Consider the following 22,091-nt stretch of genomic DNA (forward strand, 5'->3'; position numbering starts at 1 on the left):
CGGCGCGACCCATGCGACCCGTCTCCCGTTCAGTCGCCCCGGCTTTTGCCTTAGCGCTAAATCTAGCCTGTGCTGAAACTTTCCGGAGACGTTGTCAATAGTGGAATGCATTACCTAATGCGGATTGCTCATTCGATGAATGGACCGTGCCATTTTGGTCGCATCCGCGACAGAGCGCGGAATTCCGCGCTTATCGGCGAAAGCGGCCAATGCCGGTCGAGGCCCGTTCGATCAGCTTGAAATCGACGTGCACATCCTCGGCCCCGGCATCACCATCCGCGACTCGCGCGATCAGCGCCAGCGTCGCCCGCTCCGCCATCTCGGAGATGGGCTGGCGGATGGTGGTGAGCGATGGCCAGGTCTTCACTGCGATCGGCGTGTCGTCGAACCCGGCAACGGCGAGCCCGTCCGGAATGGTCAGGCTGCGGCGATGCGCGACGGAGAGCACCGCCGCGGCCATGTCGTCGCTCGAGGCGAAGATCGCGCTCGGCCGCTCGGGAAGGTCGAGCAGACGCTTCGCAGCGGCAAGCCCCGAGTCGAACCCGAAGTCGCCCGAGTCGATCAGTTCGGGTGCCTCGGGCAGCCCGTGCGCCCGCAGCGAGTCGAGATAGCCCTCGCACCGCAGGGCGGTAGCGCCATGGCCCTTGGGGCCGCCGATGAAGCCGATCCGGCGATGGCCCAGGCTGATCAGCAAGTCGGTCATCGTCCGCGCCGCTGCATGATCGTCGACGCGTACCGTCACGATCCCCGGCATCGCCCGTCCCGCCGCCACCACCGCGATCGGCACGCCCAGTTCCTCGACGATCGGGCGCCCGGCAATCAGCTCCGAATAGGGCGGCGGTAGCAGCAGCGCGTTGGCGCCGCTGCGCACCAGCCCGCGCAGGGCCTCGGCGAGCGTGTCATAGGCCGGCGCACCGCCATATTGGACCATCAACTGCGCGCCGTGCGCCGTCGCCGCCTGGAGCGCGCCCACCAGCATCGCACTGAGGAACGCGTTCTGCGGGTTCACATAGACCAGCCCGATGCGCGCCACGACCGAGCTGGCCAGCGCCCGCGCCGCCGGATTGGGCTTGTAGTCGAGCGCCTCGATCGCCTCGCGCACCCGCTCGCGCGTCGCCTCGCCCATCTTGCCGGTGTCGTTGAGATAATTGGAGACGGTCATCGCCGAGGTGCCGGCGCGTTCCGCCACCGCCTGGATCGTTACGCCTGAACTGCCGCGCCGCCGCGCCATACACCGCCGATCCTGATTCCCGGTTCGTCCGCGCGACTCTATTTCCGTAATGTGTACCACAGCAAGCGACGCCCGCCACGCTTGACGGGTTTTGAGTTTAAGTTTAGCGCTAAACTAAATTAGAATCACAGGTGGAGAGCGCGCAAATGGCGAAGATCAGGCTGGGCATGACGGGTGGCGGCCTTGGTTCCTTCATCGGCCCGATGCATCATCTGGGCGCACATCTGAGCGGCCGCTTCGAGCTGGTCGCCGGCGCCTTCTCCAGCGATCCCGATCGCTCCCGCGCCGCCGGCGCGAGCTACGGCGTGGCGCCCGAGCGCTGCTATGCCGACCATGCCGCGATGATCGCCGCCGAAGCCGCCCGGCGCGACGGCATCCAGGCACTGGCGATCGCCACCCCCAACCATCTCCACCTCCCCGCCGCGCTCTCCGCGATCGAAGCCGGGCTGCACGTGATGTCGGACAAGCCCGCCACCGCCACGCTCGCCGAGGCCGAGCAGCTGCGCGAAGCGCTCGCCGGCAGCGCCAGCCTCTACGCCCTCACCTTCACCTATTCGGGCTTCCCGATCATCCGCGAGGCCCGCGCCCGCGTCGCCGGCGGCATGATCGGCGCGGTCCGCAAGGTAGCAGCCAGCTTCAACCAGGGCTGGCTCGCCAATCCGCTGGAACAGGCCGGCAACCCGCGCGCGGCCTGGCGGATGGACCCGTCGCGCTCCGGCGTCGGCGGCTGCATCTCGGACATCGGCACCCACGCCTTCCATCTCGCCGAGTACGTCACCGGCGACACCGTCAGCGAGATCGTCGCCGATGTCCGCACCCACGTCCCCGGCCGCGCGCTCGACGACGACGCCAATATCCTGATGCGCTTCGCCGGCGGCGCCTCGGGCGTGCTCGCCTCGTCGCAGGTCGCGGTCGGAGAACGCCTCGGCTTCACCCTTCAGGTCTTTGGCGAGAAGGGCGCGCTGCACTGGAATGCCGAAGCGCCGGAGGCCATGCGCTTCGTCGCAGCCGACGGCGCGGTGTCGCTGCTCAGCCCGATGTCGCCCGGCCTGCTCGTCCGCGAGCCACTGCAGCCCGGTTTCGGCGGGTCGATCCTCGCCGGCTTCGCAGTCCAGTACCGCGACTTCGCCAAGGCGATCGACGGCGACACCGCTCTGATCGGCACCGTGCTGCCCGGCATTGAGGACGGCGTCCGCACGATGCGCTTCGTCGAGACCGCGGTGCGGGCAAGTGCCGATCGTGCCGGCTGGACGTCACTGGCATGAGCGCGCCGCTGACCATCGGCATTCTCGGCGCCGGCCCGGTGACCCAGGCGATCCATCTGCCGACGCTCGCCCAGATGCCCGAGCTGTGGCGGATCGGAAAGGTGATGGACGTGAACGCCGAGGTAGCCGACATCGTCGCCTCGCGCTGTGGGGCGCAAGGCGTCACCGATGCCGCTTCGGTGATCGAGGACCCGTCGATCGACGTCGTCGCGATCTGCAGCCCGCACCATTTCCATGCCGAGCAGTTGATCGCCGCCGCCCGCGCCGGCAAGCGCGCCGCACTCGTCGAGAAACCCCTCGCCGTCAGCCGCGAGCAGGCGGAAGAAGTCGGCCGCGTCGTCGCCGAGACCCGCATGACCGTGCTGGTCGGCACGATGCACTGGTATGATCCCGGCTTCCGCGCCGGCCTGGCCGCCTGGGAAGCCGAGGGCGGCTCTGCCACCCGCATCCGCTCGGCGATCTTCGTCCCGCCCAATGCCCAATTCGTGAACGCCGCGACCGAGGAGGCCTTCCCTTCCCCGCCGCCGCCCGCACCGCCGGCCGAACAGCCGCCAGAATTCCAGCGCGAGCGCCTGCGCGCCACCGTGCTCGGCCTCGCCATCCACCACGCCCCGCTGCTCCGCCGTTTCTATCCGCAGCTCGGCACCGTGGTGGAGGCCCGCCGTCACCCGCCCTTCGGCTATTCGATCCTGGTGCGGAACGGCGACCAGATCGCCGAGCTGCTCGCGGTGATGCCCGGGCAATGGCCGCCCTCCTGGAGCTTCGAGGCATCGAATGCCGATCGCCGGCTCCATGTCGATTTCGGCCCGTCCTACATCTCCGCCGGCTCGGGCCGCGCCACGCTCAGCGACGCGCAAGGCAGCCGCGGTTTCAGCCATGCCGACAATGGCTATGCCGCCCAGTGGCGCCACCTCCACGCGGTGGTGACCCGGGGCGTGCCGCTCGACACGCCGTTCGACGTCGCGGTCGAGGATCTCGCCTTCGCGCTCGACCTTGCCGATGCCGCTGCCCAGGTGATGGAGATCGTGGAATGACCCGGCTGCGCGTGAACCCCGCCGACCAGCAGGCGGTGCTGGCCACCTTGCCCAACCGCTTCGTGATCGACGAGGCTGGCGGCGATGTGCACATCGTCTCGGGCGATGCGCTCGCGTCTGCCGGAGCCGGCGCCGTGATGATCACCGAACCCGGCCTGGCCTCGGCCAAGGCCCTGCGCGCGCTGGCAGATACCGGATCGACGATCGGCCTCGCGCTCATCGCCGCGCCGGCCCTGCCAGAAGCCGCCATCGCCGCCTCCCGCGCGCTGAACGATGATGTCCCGCTCATCGTCGATGCCGCTGCCGAGACCAGCGGGGCCCTGCGCGCCACGCTGTTCGAGCTGCTGATGCTGATCGATACGCTCGGCTGCCATGCCGAAGGCCTGCGCGTCCTCGCCGATACGCCGAGCGAGATCATCCTCGTCGTGGAGAGCGTGGATGGCTGGAACGGAGCCCGCCTGACTGCACGGCGCAGCTTCCGCACCCGCTTCGCGCTGGAGACCGTCTCGCGCACGCTCCGCCGCGAGATCGTGATCGACGGCACCGCCCTCTCGACGCCCGCCGAGGTCCGCCTGTTCGACGCCAGCGGCACCCGCACCGCGCTGCCTCGCTACGAAGGCGGCCTGCGTGCCTCGTGGAAGGCCCTCCATGTCCGCCTCACCGAGGGTACCGGCGACGACGGCCAGATCGAAACCGCGATCCGCCTGCTCGCCCTGCTCGATGCGGCGGGGGTTGTGTAGGGCTCGCCTCTCATTTCCGTCATCCCCGCGAAGGCGGGGATGAAGAAGAGAAAAAGACGAGTCCAGCCTACCCCACCGGATACGCCACATAGGCCAGCCACCGCCCGTCCGGCGACCAGCTGCTGACGTTGATCGATCCCTGTCCGCCGAAAAAGCTGGCGATCGTCCGGTGCTCCCCACCCTCGATCGGCATCGTCCGCAGCTCGACCGGCAGGTTTGGCGGGTGGCCGGTCGTGCCCTCGGGATAGCTGAGATAGGCGATGGTCTCGCCGGTGGGATCGGGATGCGGAAACCAGTCGATGCGGTTGCCCGTACTCATCAGCTCCACACCGCTGCCATCGGGCCGCATCCGGAACAGGCTGGCATCGCCGGGCACGCGCGCCTCCAGCTCGCCATTGAACCAGATCCACGCGCCATCGGGCGTCCATTCGGGCCCATCGACCGGCGCCAGCCCCTCGAACAGCTGCCGGGCCGCGCCGCCCGCCTCGGGCACCACCGCGATGCCCCAGCGCAGCGGCTCGCCCGGCCGGATCGTCGCGCAGGCCAGCTCGATGCCGTCGGACGAGATGCCGTGGAGATAATAGGCTAGCCCATCCTCCGGGCTCACTTGACGCGGCGTGCCGCCGGTGACCGGCACCGCATACACCTTGCGCGCCGCGGTGATGTAGAGCGTCTGCCCGTCCGGCGAGAGCAGGTGGTCATTGTTCGCATTGTCGATGCCGTGGATCGCGATCGGCTCCAGCATCGCCGCGCCGTCCAGCGGCAAACGGAACAGGTGCCCGCCGCCATTGACGATCAGCGCTACGCCGTCCGGTGTCCAGTTCGGCGCCTCGAGCAGGCGGTCCGCCTCCAGCACCAGCCGGTCCTGGCTGCCGTCCCTGCCGACGATCCGCACCTGCGCAGTCTGGCCGGGCAGCAGGGGGCGGAACGGGCCATGCGCGGGATTGGCGCCGGGCGGCGTCTTGGATGCTATCGTCATGCGCGAGCCTCTTCCATTTGGAACGGCCAAAGCCTAGGTGATTTAGCGCTAAATTCAATGAAGATCGGAGAGGGCGGATGCAGTTGGAAGAGATCGATCGCGAGGAACAGGCACTTGCGCTCACCCGCTTCGACGCGGAGGACGCATGGTGGCTCGGCTGCCATCTGCGCGATCGCGGTACCGCAGCAGGCGCGCCGATCGCGATCGAGATCCGACGCGCCGACACGCGGCTGTTCAGCGCCCTCCTCCCCGGCGCGACCGGGGACAATCTCGGCTGGATCGACCGCAAGATCGCCCTCGTCATGCGCTTCGAACGTTCCAGCTATGCGATGCGCCTCAAGTTCGACGCAGCGCCCCCAGGCGCGTTCGATCGCTTCGGGCTGGATCTGCGCACCCATGTCGCCGCCGGTGGCGCGGTGCCGATCCGGATCGCAGGCACCGGGGTGATCGGCGCGGTCGCGGTCAGCGGCCTCGCCCAGGAAGAGGATCACCGCTACGTTATCGACGCGCTAGCCGCCTTGAAGGCGCATCAGGAGGCCCAGGCATGAGCACCGCACCCGTCCGCTGGGGCATCCTGGGACCCGGCAACATCGCCCGGGATTTCCAGGCCGGCGCCGCCGGCTCCGCGACCGGCACGATCGTCGCGCTCGGTACCCGGAATCCGCACCGGCCCGAACTCGCCGAGCATTTCCCCGGCATCCGCGTCGTCATCGGCTATGAGGCGCTGATCGCCGATCCGGAGGTCGATGCGATCTACATCGCCACGCCGCACACCCATCACGCCCATTGGGCGATCGCCGCGGCGCGGGGCGGCAAGCATGTGCTCTGCGAGAAGCCGATGGGAGTCTGTGCCGCCGAGACCGAGGCGATGTTCGCCGCCGCCCGGGCCGCGGGCACTTTCCTGGGCGAGGCCTTCATGTACCGCTTCCACCCGCTGGTCGCGCGCATCGCCGAGCTGATCCGCGCCGACGCGATCGGCGAGGTGCGGATGATCCGCTCCAGCTTCGGATTCGCGGTGCCCGAGGCGGCACGCGCCGGCCACCGGCTGTTCCAGCCCGAGCTGGGCGGCGGCGCCATCCTCGATCTGGCCGGTTATCCGGTATCGATGGCCGGACTGATCGCGGGCGCCCGAGGCAGCGGCGAGATCCCGATGCCCTGCGCGGTCAAGGCGGTCGCCCATTTCGGCCCGAGCGGCGTCGAGGAATGGACCTCGGCCCTGCTCCGTTTCCCCGGCGGGATCACCGCCGATCTTTCCTGCTCGGTCACCGTCCGCCAGGACAATGTACTGCACGTGATGGGTTCGACGGGCCGGCTCGAGGTCGACCAGTTCTGGTTCGCCGGCGGCAAGACCGGCGGGGTGAACGTCATGCGCCTGATCCGCCCCGACGGCAGTCGCGAGGAAATCGCGGTGGACGAACCGCGCCATCTCTACAGCTTCCAGTTCGAAGCCGCGAACCAGGCAATCCTCTCGGGCGCCACCGAGTTCGCGCACCCTGGCCTCGATGCGGCGGACAGCATCGCCACCGCCCGCATCGTCGATCGCTGGCTGGCCGAGATCAGAGCGTGACGCGCGTCTCGATCAGCGTGTCGGAGGCACCGCCAACCAGCACGCGATAGTCGCCGCCCTCCAGCCGCCAGCCATGCGTCGCCGGATCGCGCCAACGCAGGCTCTCGAGCGCGACGGCAAGCTGCACGACTTTCGTCTCGCCCGGCGCCAGCGCGACACGTTCAAAGCCACGCAGCAGCTTGGCCGGCTGTTCCGCCTCGACGCCCGGCGCACCGACATAGCATTGCACGACTTCCTCGGCCGCCATGTCCCCGTCGTTGCGCACTGCCACCGACACTTCGATCGCGCCGTCCACCACCCGTGCCATCAGCCCGCGATAGGCGAAACGCGCATAGGACAAGCCATGGCCAAAGGCGTAGCGCGGCGTGATCTCCTCGCGGTCGAACTTGGTGTAGCCATGCCAGCGGCCATATTCGATCGCCTCGGCATCGCGGTCGAAGAACGGATAGTCCCCCGCCTCGCGCGCCACGGTGAAGGGCAGCTTGCCCGAGGGGCTGACCTCGCCGAACAACAGGCTGGCCAGCGCATGGCCCCCTTCCATGCCGGCATAGAAGCTCATCAGGATCGCGCCGGCTTCTTCGCGCCATTCCTCGACCAGCACGGCCGAACCCGCAACCAGCACGACGACGACTGGCTTGCCGCTCGCCGCCGCCGCGCGGATCAGCGCGACCTGGTGCTCGGGCAAGCCCAGCGACAGGCGGTCGCCGCCGATCGGCTCCTTCGAGATACTCGGCCGACCCGGCTTGCCATCGGCGCCCAGCGCGATATCGCCGATGATGTACTCGCCCTCTTCCTTGGCGGTGAAGCCAGCGACGACCACCACCGCATCGGCGTCCGCCGCGACCTGCTTCGCGGCATCGATATCCTCGCCGCCGGCATAGACCACCGCCTCGTTGCCGAGCATCGCGCGCAGGCCCTGGAGCGGGGTGATGACATAGGGCGTGCGGACCCGGCTCGATCCATTGTCGCCGGTATTCTCCATGTCGGCGAGCGTGCCCAGCACAGCGAGCTTGCGTACCTTCTCGCGGCGAAGCGGCAGCGTCCCGTCATTCTCCAGCAGCACCGCGCATTTCTCCGCGACCTCGCGGGCCAGTGCGCGGTGACTGTCCTGCGCGATCAGGTCCTTGGAATAGCCCTCGAGCGGATCCTCGAGCGCGGCGAAGCGGAACTGGGTGGTGAGGATGCGGCGGCAGGCCTGGTCGATCACCTCGGGCTCGACTGTCCCGGCCTCGACCGCGGCGACCAGCTTCTCGCCGAAGACCAGCGGCTCGGGATTCTCGACGTCGAGCCCGGCGGCCGCACCGTAAACCTTGTGCACGCCGCGCACCCAGTCCGAATGGACGAAACCCTCGAAACCCCATTCGCCGCGCAGCACATCGGTGAGCAGCGCGCGGCTCTGGCCGCAGAACTCGCCGTTGACCTTGTTGTACGCGGTCATCACCGTCGCCACGCCGGCATCCAGGCAATGCTTGAAGTGCGGCAGATAGACTTCGTGCATCGCGCGCGCGTCGGCGGTCACGTTCACCTTGAAGCGCGCGTTTTCCATGGAGTTGAGCGCGAAATGCTTCACCGTGGCGATCACGTTGTGCGCCTGGATGCCGGTGCCCATCGCGGCGCCCATCACGCCAAGGTGCCAGGGGTCCTCGCCATAGGTCTCCTGCGCGCGCCCCCAGGCCGGGTGGCGCAGCAGGTTGATGCAGACCGCGCCCGAGAAATTGCAATCCTGCGCCCGCGCCTCGACACCCATCACTTCGCCGACGCGCCGCTCCAGCGCCGCGTCGAAGGTCGCGCCCCGCGCCATGGTGCAGGGGAAACAGGTCGAGCCGACCCGGGTCACCCCGCGCGGGCCATCGGTGAACATCAGCGGCGGGATGCCCAGCCGCTCGGCGCCGCCGCCGGCGCGATAGGGCCGCGCACCCCAGATCCGATCGTCTTCGGCGAGCGCGTCGAAAAAGCCCTTGCCGGACATCATCGCAACCTTCTCGTCGAGGCGCAGCTCGGCGAGCACCCGCGTGACCAGCGCATCGATCTCCGCCTGGCTCGCACCCTTGGCCGGCATCCAGCCCGACGGAATTCCTGCGCCCTGTCCCACGGTCGAAGTCGTTGCCACGCCTTGTCTCTCCCTTGCGCCCCGCACGCCAGCACTTCGGCGTCCACTTAGAATTAGCGCTAAAGCAAACCGTGTAACCGGTTGGGGTGCGCAAGGGAAGAGGGAATGCGGCGGACGGGTCCGGAGGGAGGCGGGGCGGCGGATCGGCGCGCCGGGTGCGGCGCTAGATCCGCACCCGGTACAGCGTGTGGTGGGTGAGGATGAATAGCGTCCGCCCGTCCGCACCGCCCAGGATCAACTGGAGCGGCCGCTCGGGCACGTCGATGCGGCGTAGCGGCTTGTCCGAGGCGTCGTAGACGAACACCTGCCCGTTCGCGACATAGAGGTTACCCGCGGCATCGCGCGCGACACTCTCGCCGCCGCGATCCGCGACGATCTTGAGGTCGGTCACCGCCCCACCCGCGCCGACCAGTCCGCTATAGCTGCGGTTCTCCGAGCCGTTGGTCAGGAAAACCCGCTCGCCCGGCTTCGCGGTGACCAGCGCATAGGCATCGAGCGTGTCCGACCAGCGCCAGCCCTGGTGATCGTCCGGCCCCTGGTTCCAGACGCGGAAGGCCGGGAGCACCAGCGAACCGTCGGGCGAGACATATTCGCGCGGCTTGGCCGTGCCCATCGCGCCGGTGAAGAAGTCCGCGATCGGCGGGAACTGATAGGTCTTCGGATCGATCCGGTCGGCGAACTCGCCATTGGCCCACATATTGCCCGGTAGCGCAGTCAGCGCCCCGGCGCGCTCCTGCACCGGCGTCGGCGCGATGACCTTCACGTCCGAGGGTGCGGCCGGATCGATGCTGTAGACGCTCGCGTCATGCCCTGCCGAGGACAGCACCATCAGCCGTCCCGAACGGTCGATCGCCAGGCTCACCGGATCGAGCGGCGCATCGGCGAGCACCGACAGGCCTTCTTTCTCCGACCAGCCATGGATGCGCTGGAACTGGCGATCGACGAACCAGAGCTTGCCCTTCGCATCCACTGCCGCGCCGGCGATCGAGTAGAAGCCGTCGGCCAGCTTCTCGACGCCCGGGGTCACCGGCACCTGCGCCTTGGCCGTGGCGACCGCGCCGACATCGAGCCGGGCGAATTCGCGCTCGCGCACCTCCAGCCCGCCGGTCATGTCCTTGATCGCGTTCTCGAACGGATATTTGCTGGCGCGGACATAGGTGCCGCAGCCCTTGTCGTCGCAGCTGGCAAAGGCGCTTTCGGCGTTCACATGGACGTTGCGGAAATGGATATCGCTGGAGTTGTAGAGCCGCACCGCCACGTCCATCGGCTTCGCCGAACGGGTGACGCGGTAGCCGTGATAATTGGCGAACAGGATGTTGCGCGAGTTGCGGAACTCGGTCGACACCGCGTTGACGCCGTCGCGCACTTCCTGCTCGGTCTGCGGCGCGTGGAACTCCCAGTTCTCCACCCGGTCGAGCACGATCTCGGTGCGGTAATGGTGCTCGGCCGACAGCTCGTAGACATAGCCGGGTGTCTTGGTGTCCGAGACGTAGAAGCCCGCCGAGGCCAGGGTGTTGGGCGACCAGACCGCCGCGAAGGTGCCGCCGCCATCGGTGACCCAGATGCTCGGATGCTGGCCGTCGAAGCGCGCACGCGGATCGCCAAAGCCGATCGGGCTGCCCTTGGTGAGCAGGGTGCCGCCGCCCCCCTGGATCTTCACGTCGTTGACCATCGAGGCCTCGCCGGCCCGCCACAGCAGCGCGGTGGCGCGCGGGTTCACTCCGCCGGTCCACAGCCCGAGGCCGGAGACGATCGCGTTGCCGCCCTTCGCGCTCTCGATCAGCGCCTTGGCGCTGCCGACCCCGGCATAGGCCGGCGTCTCGTCGGGCAGATAGAGATGCGTCAGGCTCGGGTGCAGCGAGATGATCACCGTGTCCGGGCGCAGCCTGAGCGTGTCGGTCACCCGGTAGCGGCCAAGCGGGAGGTAGAGCACGCGGTGCGTGTCGATCGCGCGCTGGAGCGCGGCGGTGTCGTCCGTCTCGTCGTCGCCCTTGACGCCAAGGTCGCGGACATTCGTCCATTCGCCGACAGGCGGCAGCGCCGCGATCGCGGGCTTCCTGCGCGCGGGCATCTTCGCGATCGGCGCGATCGAGACATCGGTCGCGAACGCGCCGATCTCCCCGACCGCACCGAGCTTGAGGCCGTGCGAGAAGTCGGTGACGCGATACTGGCGCCCCTGCCCCGCCACCGTCTTGCCGCTGTCGCGGAAGCGGGCGAAGACCGGCGTGTTCTGCACCAGCGCGTTCATGAAGCCTACCTGGGTGAACACGCTGTCCTCGTTCGAGATCAGTACGCCCGCATTCGACACATTCTCGAAGCGGACATCCTTGCCCCACAGCGAGTCCGAATAGCCCTTGTCGATCTCGATCCCCACCGGCACGTCGCGGATCGCCACGTTCACCAGCGTCAGGTCCACCTCATGCTCGCGGATCGCGGCATCACGCTGGCCGCTGAACTCGCTGTCGATCAGCGTGAACTGCCAGGCGGGCGAGGTCTTCTCGGTCAGGATGCCGTAGCGTCCGCCATAGAAGCGCAGATCCTCGCATTCGTTGCCGGCCTGGTAGATCCCTGCCAGCCCGGACCCCAGATGAAAGTCCATGTGCCGCAGGAAGCCGTGCTGGGCGACGCGAAAGCGCACCGCCACCGCACCCGCATTGCCCTTGCCGATCTCGAAATCGACATTGGCCATCGCCGAATAGAAGGTGCTCGACGTCGCGTCATAGATGTTCGGATTGGCCGGCACGCTGGTGGGCGGCGGCACCGGCACCTTGCCGACCCGATACTGGTCCTCGCCGGTGAAGGAGACCATCGCGCCGACGCCCGCGGCATAGCCCGGCGTGTCGTCGCCCAGCACGATCACCGGCCGCGTCGCGCCCACGCCGAGCACGCGCACCGCGGAGCGCACGAAGATCGTCCGGCTGATCCGGTAACGCCCCGACGGCAGGAAGACGAGGCCGCCCTGCCCGCCCTTGGCCGCCGCATCGATCGCCTGCTGGATCGCCGCGCTGTCGTCGGCGCGCCCGTCGCCCACGCCCTTCACGGTGATCGCGCGCGGATCGTTCGGCTGGGTCAGATAGACCGAAGTCGATCCGGCAAAGGCGGGAAGCGGGCACAGCAACAGGGCCGCGCAAAGCAGGCGAAAGGCCGTCATCATGGCTCTCCGGAAATGGACTGGACGAACGTCGGAAGGCCCGGGCGATGCCGGGCCGGGAAATCAGGCCTGGCGAAGCGCCAGGCTCTGGGCCGCGATCGCGACCTGGGTGCGGTTGCGCACATTGAGCTTGCGCATCAGCGCGGTCATGTGCGCCTTCACCGTGGCCTCGGCGATGCCGAGCTCATAGGCGATCTGCTTGTTGAGCTGCCCGGAATGCACACCCTGCATCACCTTGAGCTGAGTCGGCGTGAGATGCACGGGCCTGCCCGCGCCATCCATCAGATGGGGCATCGCGGCCGAAACCGCCGCTTTCTGACTCGCTTCCTGAACGGTCACCTTCATCGATCCTCTCCCCGAGGCGCATGGCGTCATGCTCGCGGATCGGCGACTCCAACCGATCCCATCCCCGTTCCGTTCTTCCGGAATCGGTTGGACAGGTTTTAATATGTTCCCCAATTGGTAGCGGTAGCAAGCCTTTTTCGTTGCCGAATTGGAAAAAGTTGTCGTACAACTCTCTCGGTTCAACGTGCTTGCAAGAAAAAGCCGAGGACTTCCGGGGAGGACAACGATGTCAGGATTCGTGCACGACTGCGCCCAGCGGATTGCCCGGGAGATCGCGAAGTGACCGGCGAAGATATCCGGCTGGTAATCGCCGCCATCGCGGGCATCGTGCTTGCCATTCTGCTGATCGTCCGCTGGCGGCTCCATCCCTTTATCGGCCTGCTCGTCGGCGCCTTCGCGGTCGGCCTGTTCGCTGGCCTGCCGCTCGCCGACACCGCCAAGGCGGTCCAGAAGGGCGTGGGCGACATCGTCGGCGGCACCGGCCTGGTCGTCGCACTGGGCCTGTCGCTCGGCGCGATGCTCCACCTCTCCGGCGCCGCGGCCTCGCTCGCCACCGGCGCGCTACGGCTGACCGGGCCCAAGGCGGCGCCTTGGGCGACGCTCGGCATCGCGATCGTCATCGGCCTGCCGCTGTTCTTCGAAACCGGGCTGGTGCTCCTCCTGCCGATCGTCGTCGCCGCGGCCAAGGCGATGCCCGACAATGGCGATCCCGACGGCACCAAGCTGCGCCTGATCATGCCCGCGCTCGCCGGCCTGGGCGTGGTCCATGCCCTGGTGCCGCCGCATCCCGGCCCGCTGCTCGCGGTCGAGGCGCTCAAGGCGAACCTCGGCCTGACCATGCTCTACGGCGTGATCATCGCCATCCCCATCGCGATCCTCGCCGGCCCCGTGCTCGCCAAGTTCGTCACTCCCGGCGTCAAGCTGACCGAGCCGGTGCTGAGCGATCCGGTGCACGACCTGCAGCCGCCGCCCCGCGCCGTCTCGCTGTTCATCGTGCTGCTGCCGATCGTGCTGATCGCAACCGGCGAGCTCGCCAAGCTGGTGCCGGCGCTGGCCAATTCGTCCCTGCTCGCCGCCGCCGCCAATCCGGTGCTCGCGCTGCTCATCACCAACCTGCTTGCCCTGCCCCTGCTGTTCGGCCGGCGGCTGAGCGAGGAAGGCATCCAGGACGCGATCTGGTTCGAGACGATGGGCGCGGCGGGAGCGATCCTGCTCGCCATCGGCGCGGGCGGCGCGCTCAAGCAGGTGCTGGTCACCGCCGGCCTGTCTGACCTGCTGGCGCGGCTGGTGATGATGTACTCGATCTCGCCCTTGCTGCTCGGCTGGCTGGTCGCGGTGGGCATCCGCCTGGCCGCCGGATCGGCGACGGTGGCGACGATCACCGCGGTCGGCATCATGCCGGGCGTTGTCGCCGCCTCGGGCGCCTCGCCCGAGCTGGTCGTCCTCGCGATCGGCGCCGGCTCCGTGTTCTTCAGCCATGTCAACGATCCGGGCTTCTGGCTGGTCAAGGGCTATATGGGCACGACCACGGCGGACACGTTCCGCACCTGGTCGATGCTCGAGACGGTGATCTCGGTCGCCGGACTGGCCATGGTGCTGGGGCTCAGCTACCTTGTCTGAGACGCGCCCTGGAGAAAATCGAGGCGTGAAGAAGAGAGGCGCCGTGCAGGAGGGCAGGCTCGCCGATCGCGCCTATACGGCGATCGTCGGGATCATCAACGAGGACGATCTGGCGGCCGGCGACCGGCTGCCTTCGGAAGCGCGGCTGGCCGAGCTGTTCGGCATGTCGCGGACGATCGTGCGCGAGGCGCTTGTCCGTCTCGCTGCCGACGGCATCACCGAGGCGCGGCGCGGCGCCGGCTCCTATGTGAAGCGCCGCCCCTCCGCCCGGCTCGGCTCGCACGTGCCGATGGACGGGCTGGCGGCGACGCTCGGCACCTATGAGGTGCGCTTCGTGCTAGAGGCAGAGGCTGCCCGGCTGGCCGCCCAGCGCCGCTCGCAGGAGCAGATGGAGGAGATCGACGCGGCGCTCGAGGCGCTGCGCACCGCCCTCCTGTCCTCCGCGCCGGCGCATGACGAGGACTGGCGGCTGCACCGCGCGATCGCAGAGGCGACGGGCAACAGCGCCTTCATCTCGACCTTCGATCATCTCCAGCACGATGTGATGGGCATATTGCGCGCCGGCGTCGACATCTCGCGCTCACGCCCGCCCGAAGTGATCGGGTCGATGATGGAGGAGCATGACGCGGTCGTCGACGCGATCCGCGCGCAGGACGGCGACGGCGCCGCCCTGGCGATGCGCTGGCATTTGTCGCAGGGCCGCAAGCGGCTGATGCCGTAATCCAAGCCGTCATCCCGCACGCCACAAACCGTCATCCCGGCGAAAGCCGGGATCTCAGGCGAAAGCGCGAACCGCAGGACAAGAGCCGCGCGAGATCCCGACTTTCGTCGGGATGACGGATTAAACCCCGGCGTCCGCCCCAGCCCAGGCGAGCACCTCCCGACAAAGCTCCTCCACCGGCCTATAGCAATGCAGCGCGATCGCGCGCTCGTCGGCACCGGGACGCTCCAGCGTGGCGAACTGGCTGTCGAGCAGGCTGGGCGCCATATAGTGCCCGGCCCGCGCCGCCAGACGCGGCGCGATCTCGTCCCGATCGCCTTCCAGCAGGACGAAGGCGATCGGCACGCCCGCGGCCCGTTCGAGCCGCTCGCGATAGCTGCGCTTGAGCGCCGAGCAGGCGGCGACGGCGATGCCCTGCTCCCGCACCGCCGCGCCGATCGCCGTGCCCAGCCGGTCGAGCCAGGGCCAGCGGTCCGCGTCCTCGAGCGGCTGGCCGGCGCGCATCTTGGCAACGCTTTCAGGCGCATGGAAATCGTCGCCCTCGAACGCCGGCGCCGCCAGATGCACGGCGAGATGCGCGGCCAAAGTGGACTTGCCGCAGCCGCTCACCCCCATCACGACGATCGCAAAGGACGGCAATCCGGTCATTTTTCGCTGCGCTTCCACGTCTTTCCCCGGCTTCGGACGGACAAGCTAATGTTCGCAGGCGGCGGCTTTGACCATTGCGACCTTTGTCGCGGTCGCGCGGGCATCCGCGCATGCGTATCCGCGTGTTATCGTGTGATCATAAAAAGAGGGGACGGGCATGAGCGACAGGATGCGCATCGCAGGGTTGGTGGTGATGGTCGCGGCGATGCAGGTCGCGAATGCCGAGGCCCAGACTGCCCGCTCCGTCTCGGTCTTCGCGACTGCGCCTTCCGATCCCGTCGCCGTCACGGTCAAGGCGAAGGGCGACGGCGTGGCCGACGACAGCGCCGCGATCCAGGCAGCGATCGACGCCGCGGCGGCAAAGCCCGGCGGCGGCATCGTCTTCCTGCCCTCGGGCCGCCACCGCATCACCCGGACGATCTACATGTGGCCGGGCGTCCGCCTGTTCGGGGTGGGCAAGACGCGGCCGATCTTCGTCCTCGCCGCCAACACGCCGGGCTTCCAGCGGGGCGTCGGCAGCATGGTCTTCTTCACCGGAAACCAGCCCAACGGCGCAGCACCCGGCCCCGGCGGCTCGCCGTTGCGCGGCCGGGTGCCGGTGCCGCCGCCGACCAGCGTGCCGTTCAACCCCGACATCGCCGACGCCAATTCGGGCACCTTCTATTCGGCGATGGCGAACGTCGACTTCGAGATCGGCGCGGGCAATCCGGCGGCGACCGGCGTGCGCTTCCACACCGCGCAGCACGCCTATCTCGCCCATATCGACTTCCACCTGGGCTCGGGCCTGGCCGGCATCTACCAGGTCGGCAATCTCGGCATGGACCTGCGCTTCTTCGGCGGGCGCTACGGCATCCTGGCCGAGAAGACCTCGCCCGCCTGGCAGTACACCCTGCTCGATTCCACCTTCGAGGGGCAGCGCGACGCCGCGATCCGCGAGCATGAGGCGGGGCTGACCCTGGCGAACGTCGCCTTCCGCAACGTGCCGGTCGGGATCGAGATCGACAAGGGCTATGGCGACTGGCTCTGGGGCAAGGACGTCCGCTTCGAGAATGTCGCCAGGGCCGGCGTTATCATCAGCAATGAGGGCAATGCCTATACCCAGATCGGCTTCGACAATGCCGTCGCCACCGGCACCCCGGTGTTCGCCCGCTTCCGCGACAGCGGCAAGACCGTCGCCGGCCCCGCCCCGCGCTACCGGGTGAAGGAATTCACCTATGGCCTCACCCTGCCCGGTCTGGGCCAGCTGGGCAGCTTCGCCACCCGCATCGACGCCGCGCCGATCGCCGCCCTGCCCCGCCGCCGCGAAGCCGCGATCCGCGCCTTCCCCGCCATATCGGCCTGGACCAATGTCCGCGACCTCGGCGCCAAGGGTGACGACAGGACCGACGACACCGCCGCGATCCAGAAGGCGATCGACACCAACCGCGTCGTCTATTTCCCGACCGGTTTCTACAAGGTCAGCGACACGCTGCGGTTGCGGCCCGACAGTGTGCTGATCGGCCTGCACCCCAGCCTCACCCAGATCGTCCTCGCCGACGATACCCCGGCCTATCGCGGCGTCGGCCCGGCCAAGGCACTGGTCGAGAGCGCGAGGGGCGGCGATGCCATCGTCTCGGGCCTCGGCCTGTTCACCGGCGGGGTGAACCCACGCGCGACCGGCCTGCTCTGGCGCGCCGGGGAGAAGTCGCTGGTCGACGACGTCAAGTTCCAGGGCGGCCACGGCACCAACCTGGCCGATGGCGGCCGCTTCGATCCGTACAACGCCAATCACACCGCCGATGCCGATCCGAAGAAGCGCTGGGACGGCCAATATGCCAGCCTTTGGGTCACCGATGGCGGCGGCGGCACCTTCAACGGGCTGTGGACGCCGAATACCTTTGCCCAGGCCGGGCTCTATGTGTCGGATACCAGCACGCCGGGGATCGTCTACCAGATGTCCGCCGAGCATCACCTGCGCGCCGAGATCGTCCTCGACCGGGTGAAGGGCTGGGAGTTCCTCGCGCCGCAGACCGAGGAAGAGGCCGGCGAGAGCCGCAACACGATCGCGCTCGAGGTGCGCAATTCGAGCGACATCCTGTTCGCCAATTTCCACGGCTACCGCGTCACCCGCTCGCTCCAGCCGGCACCTGCAGCGGTGAAGCTCTACGGATCGAAGGACATCCGATTCCGCAATGTCCACGTGAATGCCGAGAGCGGCTTCTCGACCTGCGACGCCAATGGCTGCGGTACCTATCTACGTGCGAGCAAATACCCCTACGCCAACGCCATCCAGGACGTGACGCGCGGGCTGGAAGTGCGCGAGCGCGAGTTCGCCGTACTCGACGTGACCGACACCCCCGCTCCCGCTGCCACGCCTTCGCTGGCGCCGGTCGAGCAGCTTGCCCAGGGCTTCTATGCCCTTGGCGGCGGCGCGGTGGATGCCAAGGGCAAGCTCTACTTCGTCGATCGCCAGTTCCACCGGATCCATGGCTGGTCCGTCAAGGAAGGCCTGTCGGTTGTCGCCGACGCGCCGCTCGATCCGATCAACCTGGCGGTCGACGGCTCGGGCAATTTGCTCGTGCTGTCGTCCGACGGCCCCGAGGCGACGGTCTACAGCCTAAGGCCCGGCGAACCGCAGGACGTGAAGCTGATCGCGCCAACGCCCGCAAAGGACGGCGCCAGGGCTCGCGTCGCCCTGCCCGGCAGCTTCTGGAACAATGGCGAGTTCCGCGACCAGTATGACCCGGCGACCGACCATTTCACTACCCTCGCCGAGATGTTCGCCCGCGACATGGCGGCGCCCAAGGCCCGCGAATATGTCTCGCCCGACGGCTCGCTGGTGCTGCCCGCGTTCAGGGTCTGGCAGCAGGGCCCGAGCAACCATCTCGGCTGGCGCTTCTCCGATACGCTCGACACCTATGGCTGGGTCACCGGCCAGGTCGGCGAGCGCATCTACATCGCCAATGGCTCGGAGGACCGCACCTATACCGGCCTGCTCGGCGAAGGCGGCGCGGTGACCGACCTCAAGCCCTTCGCTTCGCGCGGCGGCGAGAGCGTCGTGGCGGGGCCGGACGGCCGCGTCTATGTCGCGAACGGCCAGGTCTTCGTCTACGATGCCGATGGCCGCGAGGCGGGCCGGATCGACGTGCCCGAGCGCCCGCTGCAGCTGCTGTTCGGCGGTCCCGACGGGCGCACCCTGTTCATCCTGACCCACCACGCGCTCTACGCGGCGCATCTCTGATCTCCCTCTTCGCCCAACATCTGCGACCATGGTCGTAGATGTTGGGCACCCCCTGATCGGCTAAGAACCAGAAACAATGGCGAACTGCCTCTCGAAAGGCGGCGCCGAAACCAAGGGGATGGATGATGATGGCATTTGCAGTTGATCGCCGCGGGTTGGCCGCGCTTTCTGGTACCGCTACCAGCCTTACGGCGCTCGCCATGGCACTGGCAGCCACGCCCGCCGCGGCACAGACGGCGCCTGCTTCGGCACCGGCCACCGAGGCCCAGGAGGCTCCCGCCCCTGCCGCGCAGAGCGAGCCCGATGCCGGCGGCCAGATCATCGTCACCGGCACCCGCATCCTGTCGAGCGGCTTCAACGCGCCCACGCCGACCACGGTGATCGGCGAGGAGCAGATCGCCAACAATGCTCAGCCGAATATCTTCAACACGATCGCCCAGCTGCCCTCGCTCCAGGGCTCGACCGGCGCTTCCACCGGTACGTTCAGCACGTCGAGCGGCCAGCAGGGCCTCAGCTCCTTCTCGCTGCGCGGCCTGCAGGCGATCCGCACGCTGACCCTGCTCGACGGCCAGCGCGTCGTCGGCGCGAATGTCACCGGCGTGCCCGATATCAGCATGTTCCCGCAGCTGCTGGTCAAGCGCGTCGACGTGGTGAACGGCGGCGCCTCCGCCTCCTACGGCTCGGACGCGGTCGGCGGCGTGGTCAACTTCATCACCGACACGCACTTCACCGGGTTCAAGGCCAATATCCTCGGCAGCATCACCCGCTACAACGACGACAAGACCGGGCTGGCCCAGGCGGCCTTCGGAACGTCGCTGTTCGACGATCGCCTGCACCTCGTAGTCAGCGGCGAATATGACAATGAAGGCGGCGTCGGGCCGGGCAATTTCGGCACCGACCTTGCCGGTGACCGTAACTGGTTCCGCGCCTCGACCCTGCTCGACAACCGGGTCACGGCGGCCGGCGGCGGCCCGCAATATACCTATGCCGACTACGCCCAATCCTATCAGTATGCGAAATACGGCCTGATCACCAACGGGCCGCTCCAGGGCACCGCGTTCGACCAGAACGGTGTCCCCTATAATTTCAACTATGGTTCGAACGGCGTGCCCCAGGGCAATGGCAATGTGTCGAACTGCTATCCGGGCAACAGCTTCTGCGTCGGCGGCGATCTCTCGGGCGGCGTCGGCTCGGGCGCCTCGCTCAAGTCCTCGCTCGAGCGCATCAACGGCTATGGCCGGATCGGCTTCGATTTCGCCGAGGGCCAGGAGTTCTACATCACTGCCAATGTCGCGCAGGTGCTGACCAGCAACCAGCCGAGCCCCGGCTATAATCGCGTCAACCTCACCATCTCCTGCGCCAACGCCTTCCTGCCCCAGTCGATCAAGGATCGCTGCGGCACCGCCAACATCACGTCCTTCGCCTTCGGGTCGAGCAACGGCGCCTTCCCCAGCCCCAAGGTCAGCACCGACCGGCGTCAGTATCGCTTCGTCGCCGGCGTGAAGGGCTCGCTCGGCAGCAAGTGGCATTATGACGCCTATTACGAGCGCGGTACCACCAAATCGTACATCGATGTCGACCACATCGTGCTTCAGAACCGCTATGCCGCAGCGGTCGACGCGGTGGTGCAGAACGGCACGATCGTCTGTGCCAACGCCCAGGCGCGCGCACTCGGCTGCCAGCCGATCAACGTCTTCGGCGGTGCGACTCCGTCCGCGGCGGCGCTCGCCTATGTCCAGCCCGAGAACGGGCCGTTCCAGCACACCACGCTGACCCAGGATGTCGCCAGCGCGAACTTCTCGGGCGAGGCGTTCGACCTTTGGGCGGGGCCGCTCACGGTCGCGTTCGGCGGCGAGTATCGCCATGAATATTATCGGGTGAACGCCGATCCCTATGGCGCCGGCGTTTCCTCGATCAGCCCGAACTCGGCCGCCTATCCCGCCGATCCGCTGCTCAATTCGGCGCAGGGCAGCAACTATGCGGCGGGCAACTACAAGAACGGCACCGGCGCCTACAGCGTCTATGAGGGCTTCCTCGAGCTCAACCTGCCGCTGTTCGACGGTCCGATGGGCAAGGCCAACATCAACCCCGCGGCGCGTGTCACCCATTACAGCACTTCGGGAACCGTCTGGGCGTGGAAGGTTGGCGGCACCTGGGATACGCCGCTCGATGGCCTCCGCTTCCGCGCGGTGACCTCGCGTGACGTTCGCGCGCCCAACCTGTCCGAACTGTACGCCGCACCTACGGTCACCACGGTGCCGAGCTTCGCCAATCCCTATGGCCCGACGGTGCAGATCTTCCAGAACACGGTCGGCAACCCCGATCTGAAGCCGGAAATCGCCCGCAACACCGAACTGGGCGTCGTCTATTCGAATCCCTCCTGGCTGCCGGGGCTCAGCCTCTCGTTCGACTATTACAGCATCAAGCTGAAGGGCGTGATCTCGACGCTTTCGGCGGCGCAGATCGTCCAGTTCTGCCATGACGGCCTCTCGCAATTCTGCGGCGGCTTCGTGCTCAACAGCCCCACCCAGGGCGGCAATTTCGTCAACGTCCAGCCGTTCAACCTCGCCTCGTGGAAGACCAGCGGGTTCGACATCGAGGCGAGCTACCGGTGGCAGCGGCCGCTGGGCCTGCCCGGTTCCTTCACGGTGCGCGCGCTCGGCACGCATGTCCGCGAGTTCCTCGTCGATGCCGGCGTGAAGGGCGTCGATGTAGTGGATCAGGCGGGCGCGAACACCGGCAACACGCCGCACTGGAAGTGGCTCGCCGTCCAGTCCTATGACGGCCCCGGCTTCACGCTGATGGCGCAGCAGCGCTGGTTCTCCGACGGCGTGTACGGCAACCAATATGTCGTCTGCCAGTCGGGCTGCCCGGTCTCGACCACCAACCACCCGACGATCAACACCAACACGATGAAGGGCGCCTTCTACTTCGACGTCGGCGGCTCGGTCGATTTCACCAAGGGCATCACTTCGTTCTTCAAGATCGACAATCTCTTCGATCACGATCCCGCGCCGTCGCCGCAGACCAACACCGGTCTCGACGTCAATCCGGCGCTCTACGACACGCTCGGCCGCACCTATCGCCTGGGCGTCCGCGTGAAGTTCTGATCGCCCCCCAGCGATGTCCCCTCGGGTTGGCGGTGTACCCCACCGCCAACTCCTTTTCCGTCATCGCGGTGGGAACCCACCGGACCCGATGACGTTCTGCTCCCCGAGGGCCAGCCCCCGCCGACATTCGCCGGTGGGGCTGGTCTGTTTTGTTTTTCGAGAGCGGAATGTCGATCCATAGCAAAGGAAATGCGCCCGACGCCCAGTTGCGCCGTGCCCGCGAAGCGTCGGCACTTGCCGCATTGGGCGAGTGCTGGGCGGTGCCGACCGATACCTATATCAGCGGCGACCTGCCGCTGCTGCTGACCAAGCTCTCGAACCTGCCGCCCGTCCCCGTCCGGGCCGGCTGA

General features: G+C 68.0%; 16 protein-coding genes. 10 read left to right on the plus strand and 6 right to left on the minus strand.

The genetic code is table 11. The annotated features are described in order from the left end of the window. Positions 1–190 precede the first annotated feature (190 nt). Positions 191–1,231 (minus strand): LacI family DNA-binding transcriptional regulator, encoded by a 1,041-nt coding sequence (locus tag GGR46_RS23065; protein WP_184000445.1) that lies wholly within the window; start codon positions 1,229–1,231, stop codon positions 191–193. A 146-nt stretch (positions 1,232–1,377) separates the two neighbouring features. On the opposite strand from GGR46_RS23065, the gene GGR46_RS23070 reads away from it, so the two are divergent. Genes GGR46_RS23070 through GGR46_RS23080 form a run of 3 tightly spaced genes read left to right on the plus strand, consistent with a single transcriptional unit; the run spans position 1,378 to position 4,270 of the window. Further along, positions 1,378–2,496 carry a Gfo/Idh/MocA family protein gene (locus GGR46_RS23070; RefSeq protein ID WP_184000446.1) on the plus strand — a complete coding sequence of 373 codons (1,119 nt, stop codon included), beginning with the start codon at positions 1,378–1,380 and terminating at the stop codon, positions 2,494–2,496. Beyond that, positions 2,493–3,530 carry a Gfo/Idh/MocA family protein gene (locus tag GGR46_RS23075; RefSeq protein ID WP_184000447.1) on the plus strand — a complete coding sequence of 346 codons (1,038 nt, stop codon included), beginning with the start codon at positions 2,493–2,495 and terminating at the stop codon, positions 3,528–3,530. The genes GGR46_RS23070 and GGR46_RS23075 overlap by 4 nt, the downstream gene beginning before the upstream one ends. Continuing rightward, the gene (locus GGR46_RS23080; RefSeq protein ID WP_184000448.1) at positions 3,527–4,270 is read left to right on the plus strand and encodes a hypothetical protein; all 744 of its coding nucleotides are present in this window, start codon (positions 3,527–3,529) and stop codon (positions 4,268–4,270) included. The genes GGR46_RS23075 and GGR46_RS23080 overlap by 4 nt, the downstream gene beginning before the upstream one ends. 67 nt (positions 4,271–4,337) lie before the next feature. Here GGR46_RS23080 and GGR46_RS23085 read toward each other — a convergent pair whose 3' ends face one another. After that, a complete protein-coding gene (locus GGR46_RS23085; protein ID WP_184000449.1) occupies positions 4,338–5,249 on the minus strand; it encodes a TolB family protein in 912 nt (303 codons plus the stop codon). A gap of 77 nt (positions 5,250–5,326) precedes the next feature. On the opposite strand from GGR46_RS23085, the gene GGR46_RS23090 reads away from it, so the two are divergent. Beyond that, the gene (locus tag GGR46_RS23090; protein ID WP_184000450.1) at positions 5,327–5,797 is read left to right on the plus strand and encodes a heme-degrading domain-containing protein; all 471 of its coding nucleotides are present in this window, start codon (positions 5,327–5,329) and stop codon (positions 5,795–5,797) included. Next, positions 5,794–6,816, plus strand: coding sequence for a Gfo/Idh/MocA family protein (locus GGR46_RS23095; protein ID WP_184000451.1), 1,023 nt, complete (start codon positions 5,794–5,796; stop codon positions 6,814–6,816). Before GGR46_RS23090 ends, GGR46_RS23095 begins: the two co-directional genes overlap by 4 nt. Here GGR46_RS23095 and GGR46_RS23100 read toward each other — a convergent pair. From GGR46_RS23100 to GGR46_RS23110, 3 genes are all read right to left on the minus strand, one after another. After that, the gene (locus GGR46_RS23100; protein ID WP_184000452.1) at positions 6,806–8,926 is read right to left on the minus strand and encodes a glycoside hydrolase family 3 C-terminal domain-containing protein; all 2,121 of its coding nucleotides are present in this window, start codon (positions 8,924–8,926) and stop codon (positions 6,806–6,808) included. The genes GGR46_RS23095 and GGR46_RS23100 overlap by 11 nt on opposite strands. Positions 8,927–9,089: 163 nt before the next feature. Next, entirely contained in the window at positions 9,090–12,077 is a 2,988-nt protein-coding gene (locus GGR46_RS23105; protein WP_184000649.1) for a glycosyl hydrolase family 28-related protein, read from the minus strand. 63 nt (positions 12,078–12,140) lie between these two features. Further along, complete coding sequence (locus GGR46_RS23110) at positions 12,141–12,371, minus strand: helix-turn-helix domain-containing protein (RefSeq protein ID WP_184000650.1); 231 nt, start codon at positions 12,369–12,371, stop codon at positions 12,141–12,143. 330 nt (positions 12,372–12,701) lie between these two features. On the opposite strand from GGR46_RS23110, the gene GGR46_RS23115 reads away from it, so the two are divergent. Together GGR46_RS23115 and GGR46_RS23120 are read left to right on the plus strand one after the other, a co-directional pair. Further along, the gene (locus GGR46_RS23115; protein ID WP_184000453.1) at positions 12,702–14,042 is read left to right on the plus strand and encodes a GntT/GntP/DsdX family permease; all 1,341 of its coding nucleotides are present in this window, start codon (positions 12,702–12,704) and stop codon (positions 14,040–14,042) included. Positions 14,043–14,085: 43 nt separating this feature from the next. After that, positions 14,086–14,763 (plus strand): FCD domain-containing protein, encoded by a 678-nt coding sequence (locus GGR46_RS23120; protein WP_184000651.1) that lies wholly within the window; start codon positions 14,086–14,088, stop codon positions 14,761–14,763. Positions 14,764–14,883: 120 nt separating this feature from the next. Here GGR46_RS23120 and GGR46_RS23125 read toward each other — a convergent pair whose 3' ends face one another. Beyond that, the gene (locus GGR46_RS23125) at positions 14,884–15,411 is read right to left on the minus strand and encodes a gluconokinase (RefSeq protein ID WP_221262983.1); all 528 of its coding nucleotides are present in this window, start codon (positions 15,409–15,411) and stop codon (positions 14,884–14,886) included. Between the two features lie 157 nt (positions 15,412–15,568). Here GGR46_RS23125 and GGR46_RS23130 point away from each other — a divergent pair, with 157 nt between their 5' ends. From GGR46_RS23130 to GGR46_RS23140, 3 genes are all read left to right on the plus strand, one after another. Then, the gene (locus GGR46_RS23130; RefSeq protein ID WP_425506602.1) at positions 15,569–18,631 is read left to right on the plus strand and encodes a glycosyl hydrolase family 28-related protein; all 3,063 of its coding nucleotides are present in this window, start codon (positions 15,569–15,571) and stop codon (positions 18,629–18,631) included. A gap of 128 nt (positions 18,632–18,759) precedes the next feature. Further along, positions 18,760–21,741 (plus strand): TonB-dependent receptor plug domain-containing protein, encoded by a 2,982-nt coding sequence (locus GGR46_RS23135; protein WP_246426329.1) that lies wholly within the window; start codon positions 18,760–18,762, stop codon positions 21,739–21,741. A gap of 167 nt (positions 21,742–21,908) precedes the next feature. Beyond that, positions 21,909–22,091, plus strand: a complete 183-nt coding sequence (locus tag GGR46_RS23140; protein WP_184000676.1) for a hypothetical protein — start codon at positions 21,909–21,911, stop codon at positions 22,089–22,091.

Source organism: Sphingomonas kyeonggiensis (assembly GCF_014196745.1).
Lineage (GTDB): Bacteria > Pseudomonadota > Alphaproteobacteria > Sphingomonadales > Sphingomonadaceae > Sphingomonas > Sphingomonas kyeonggiensis.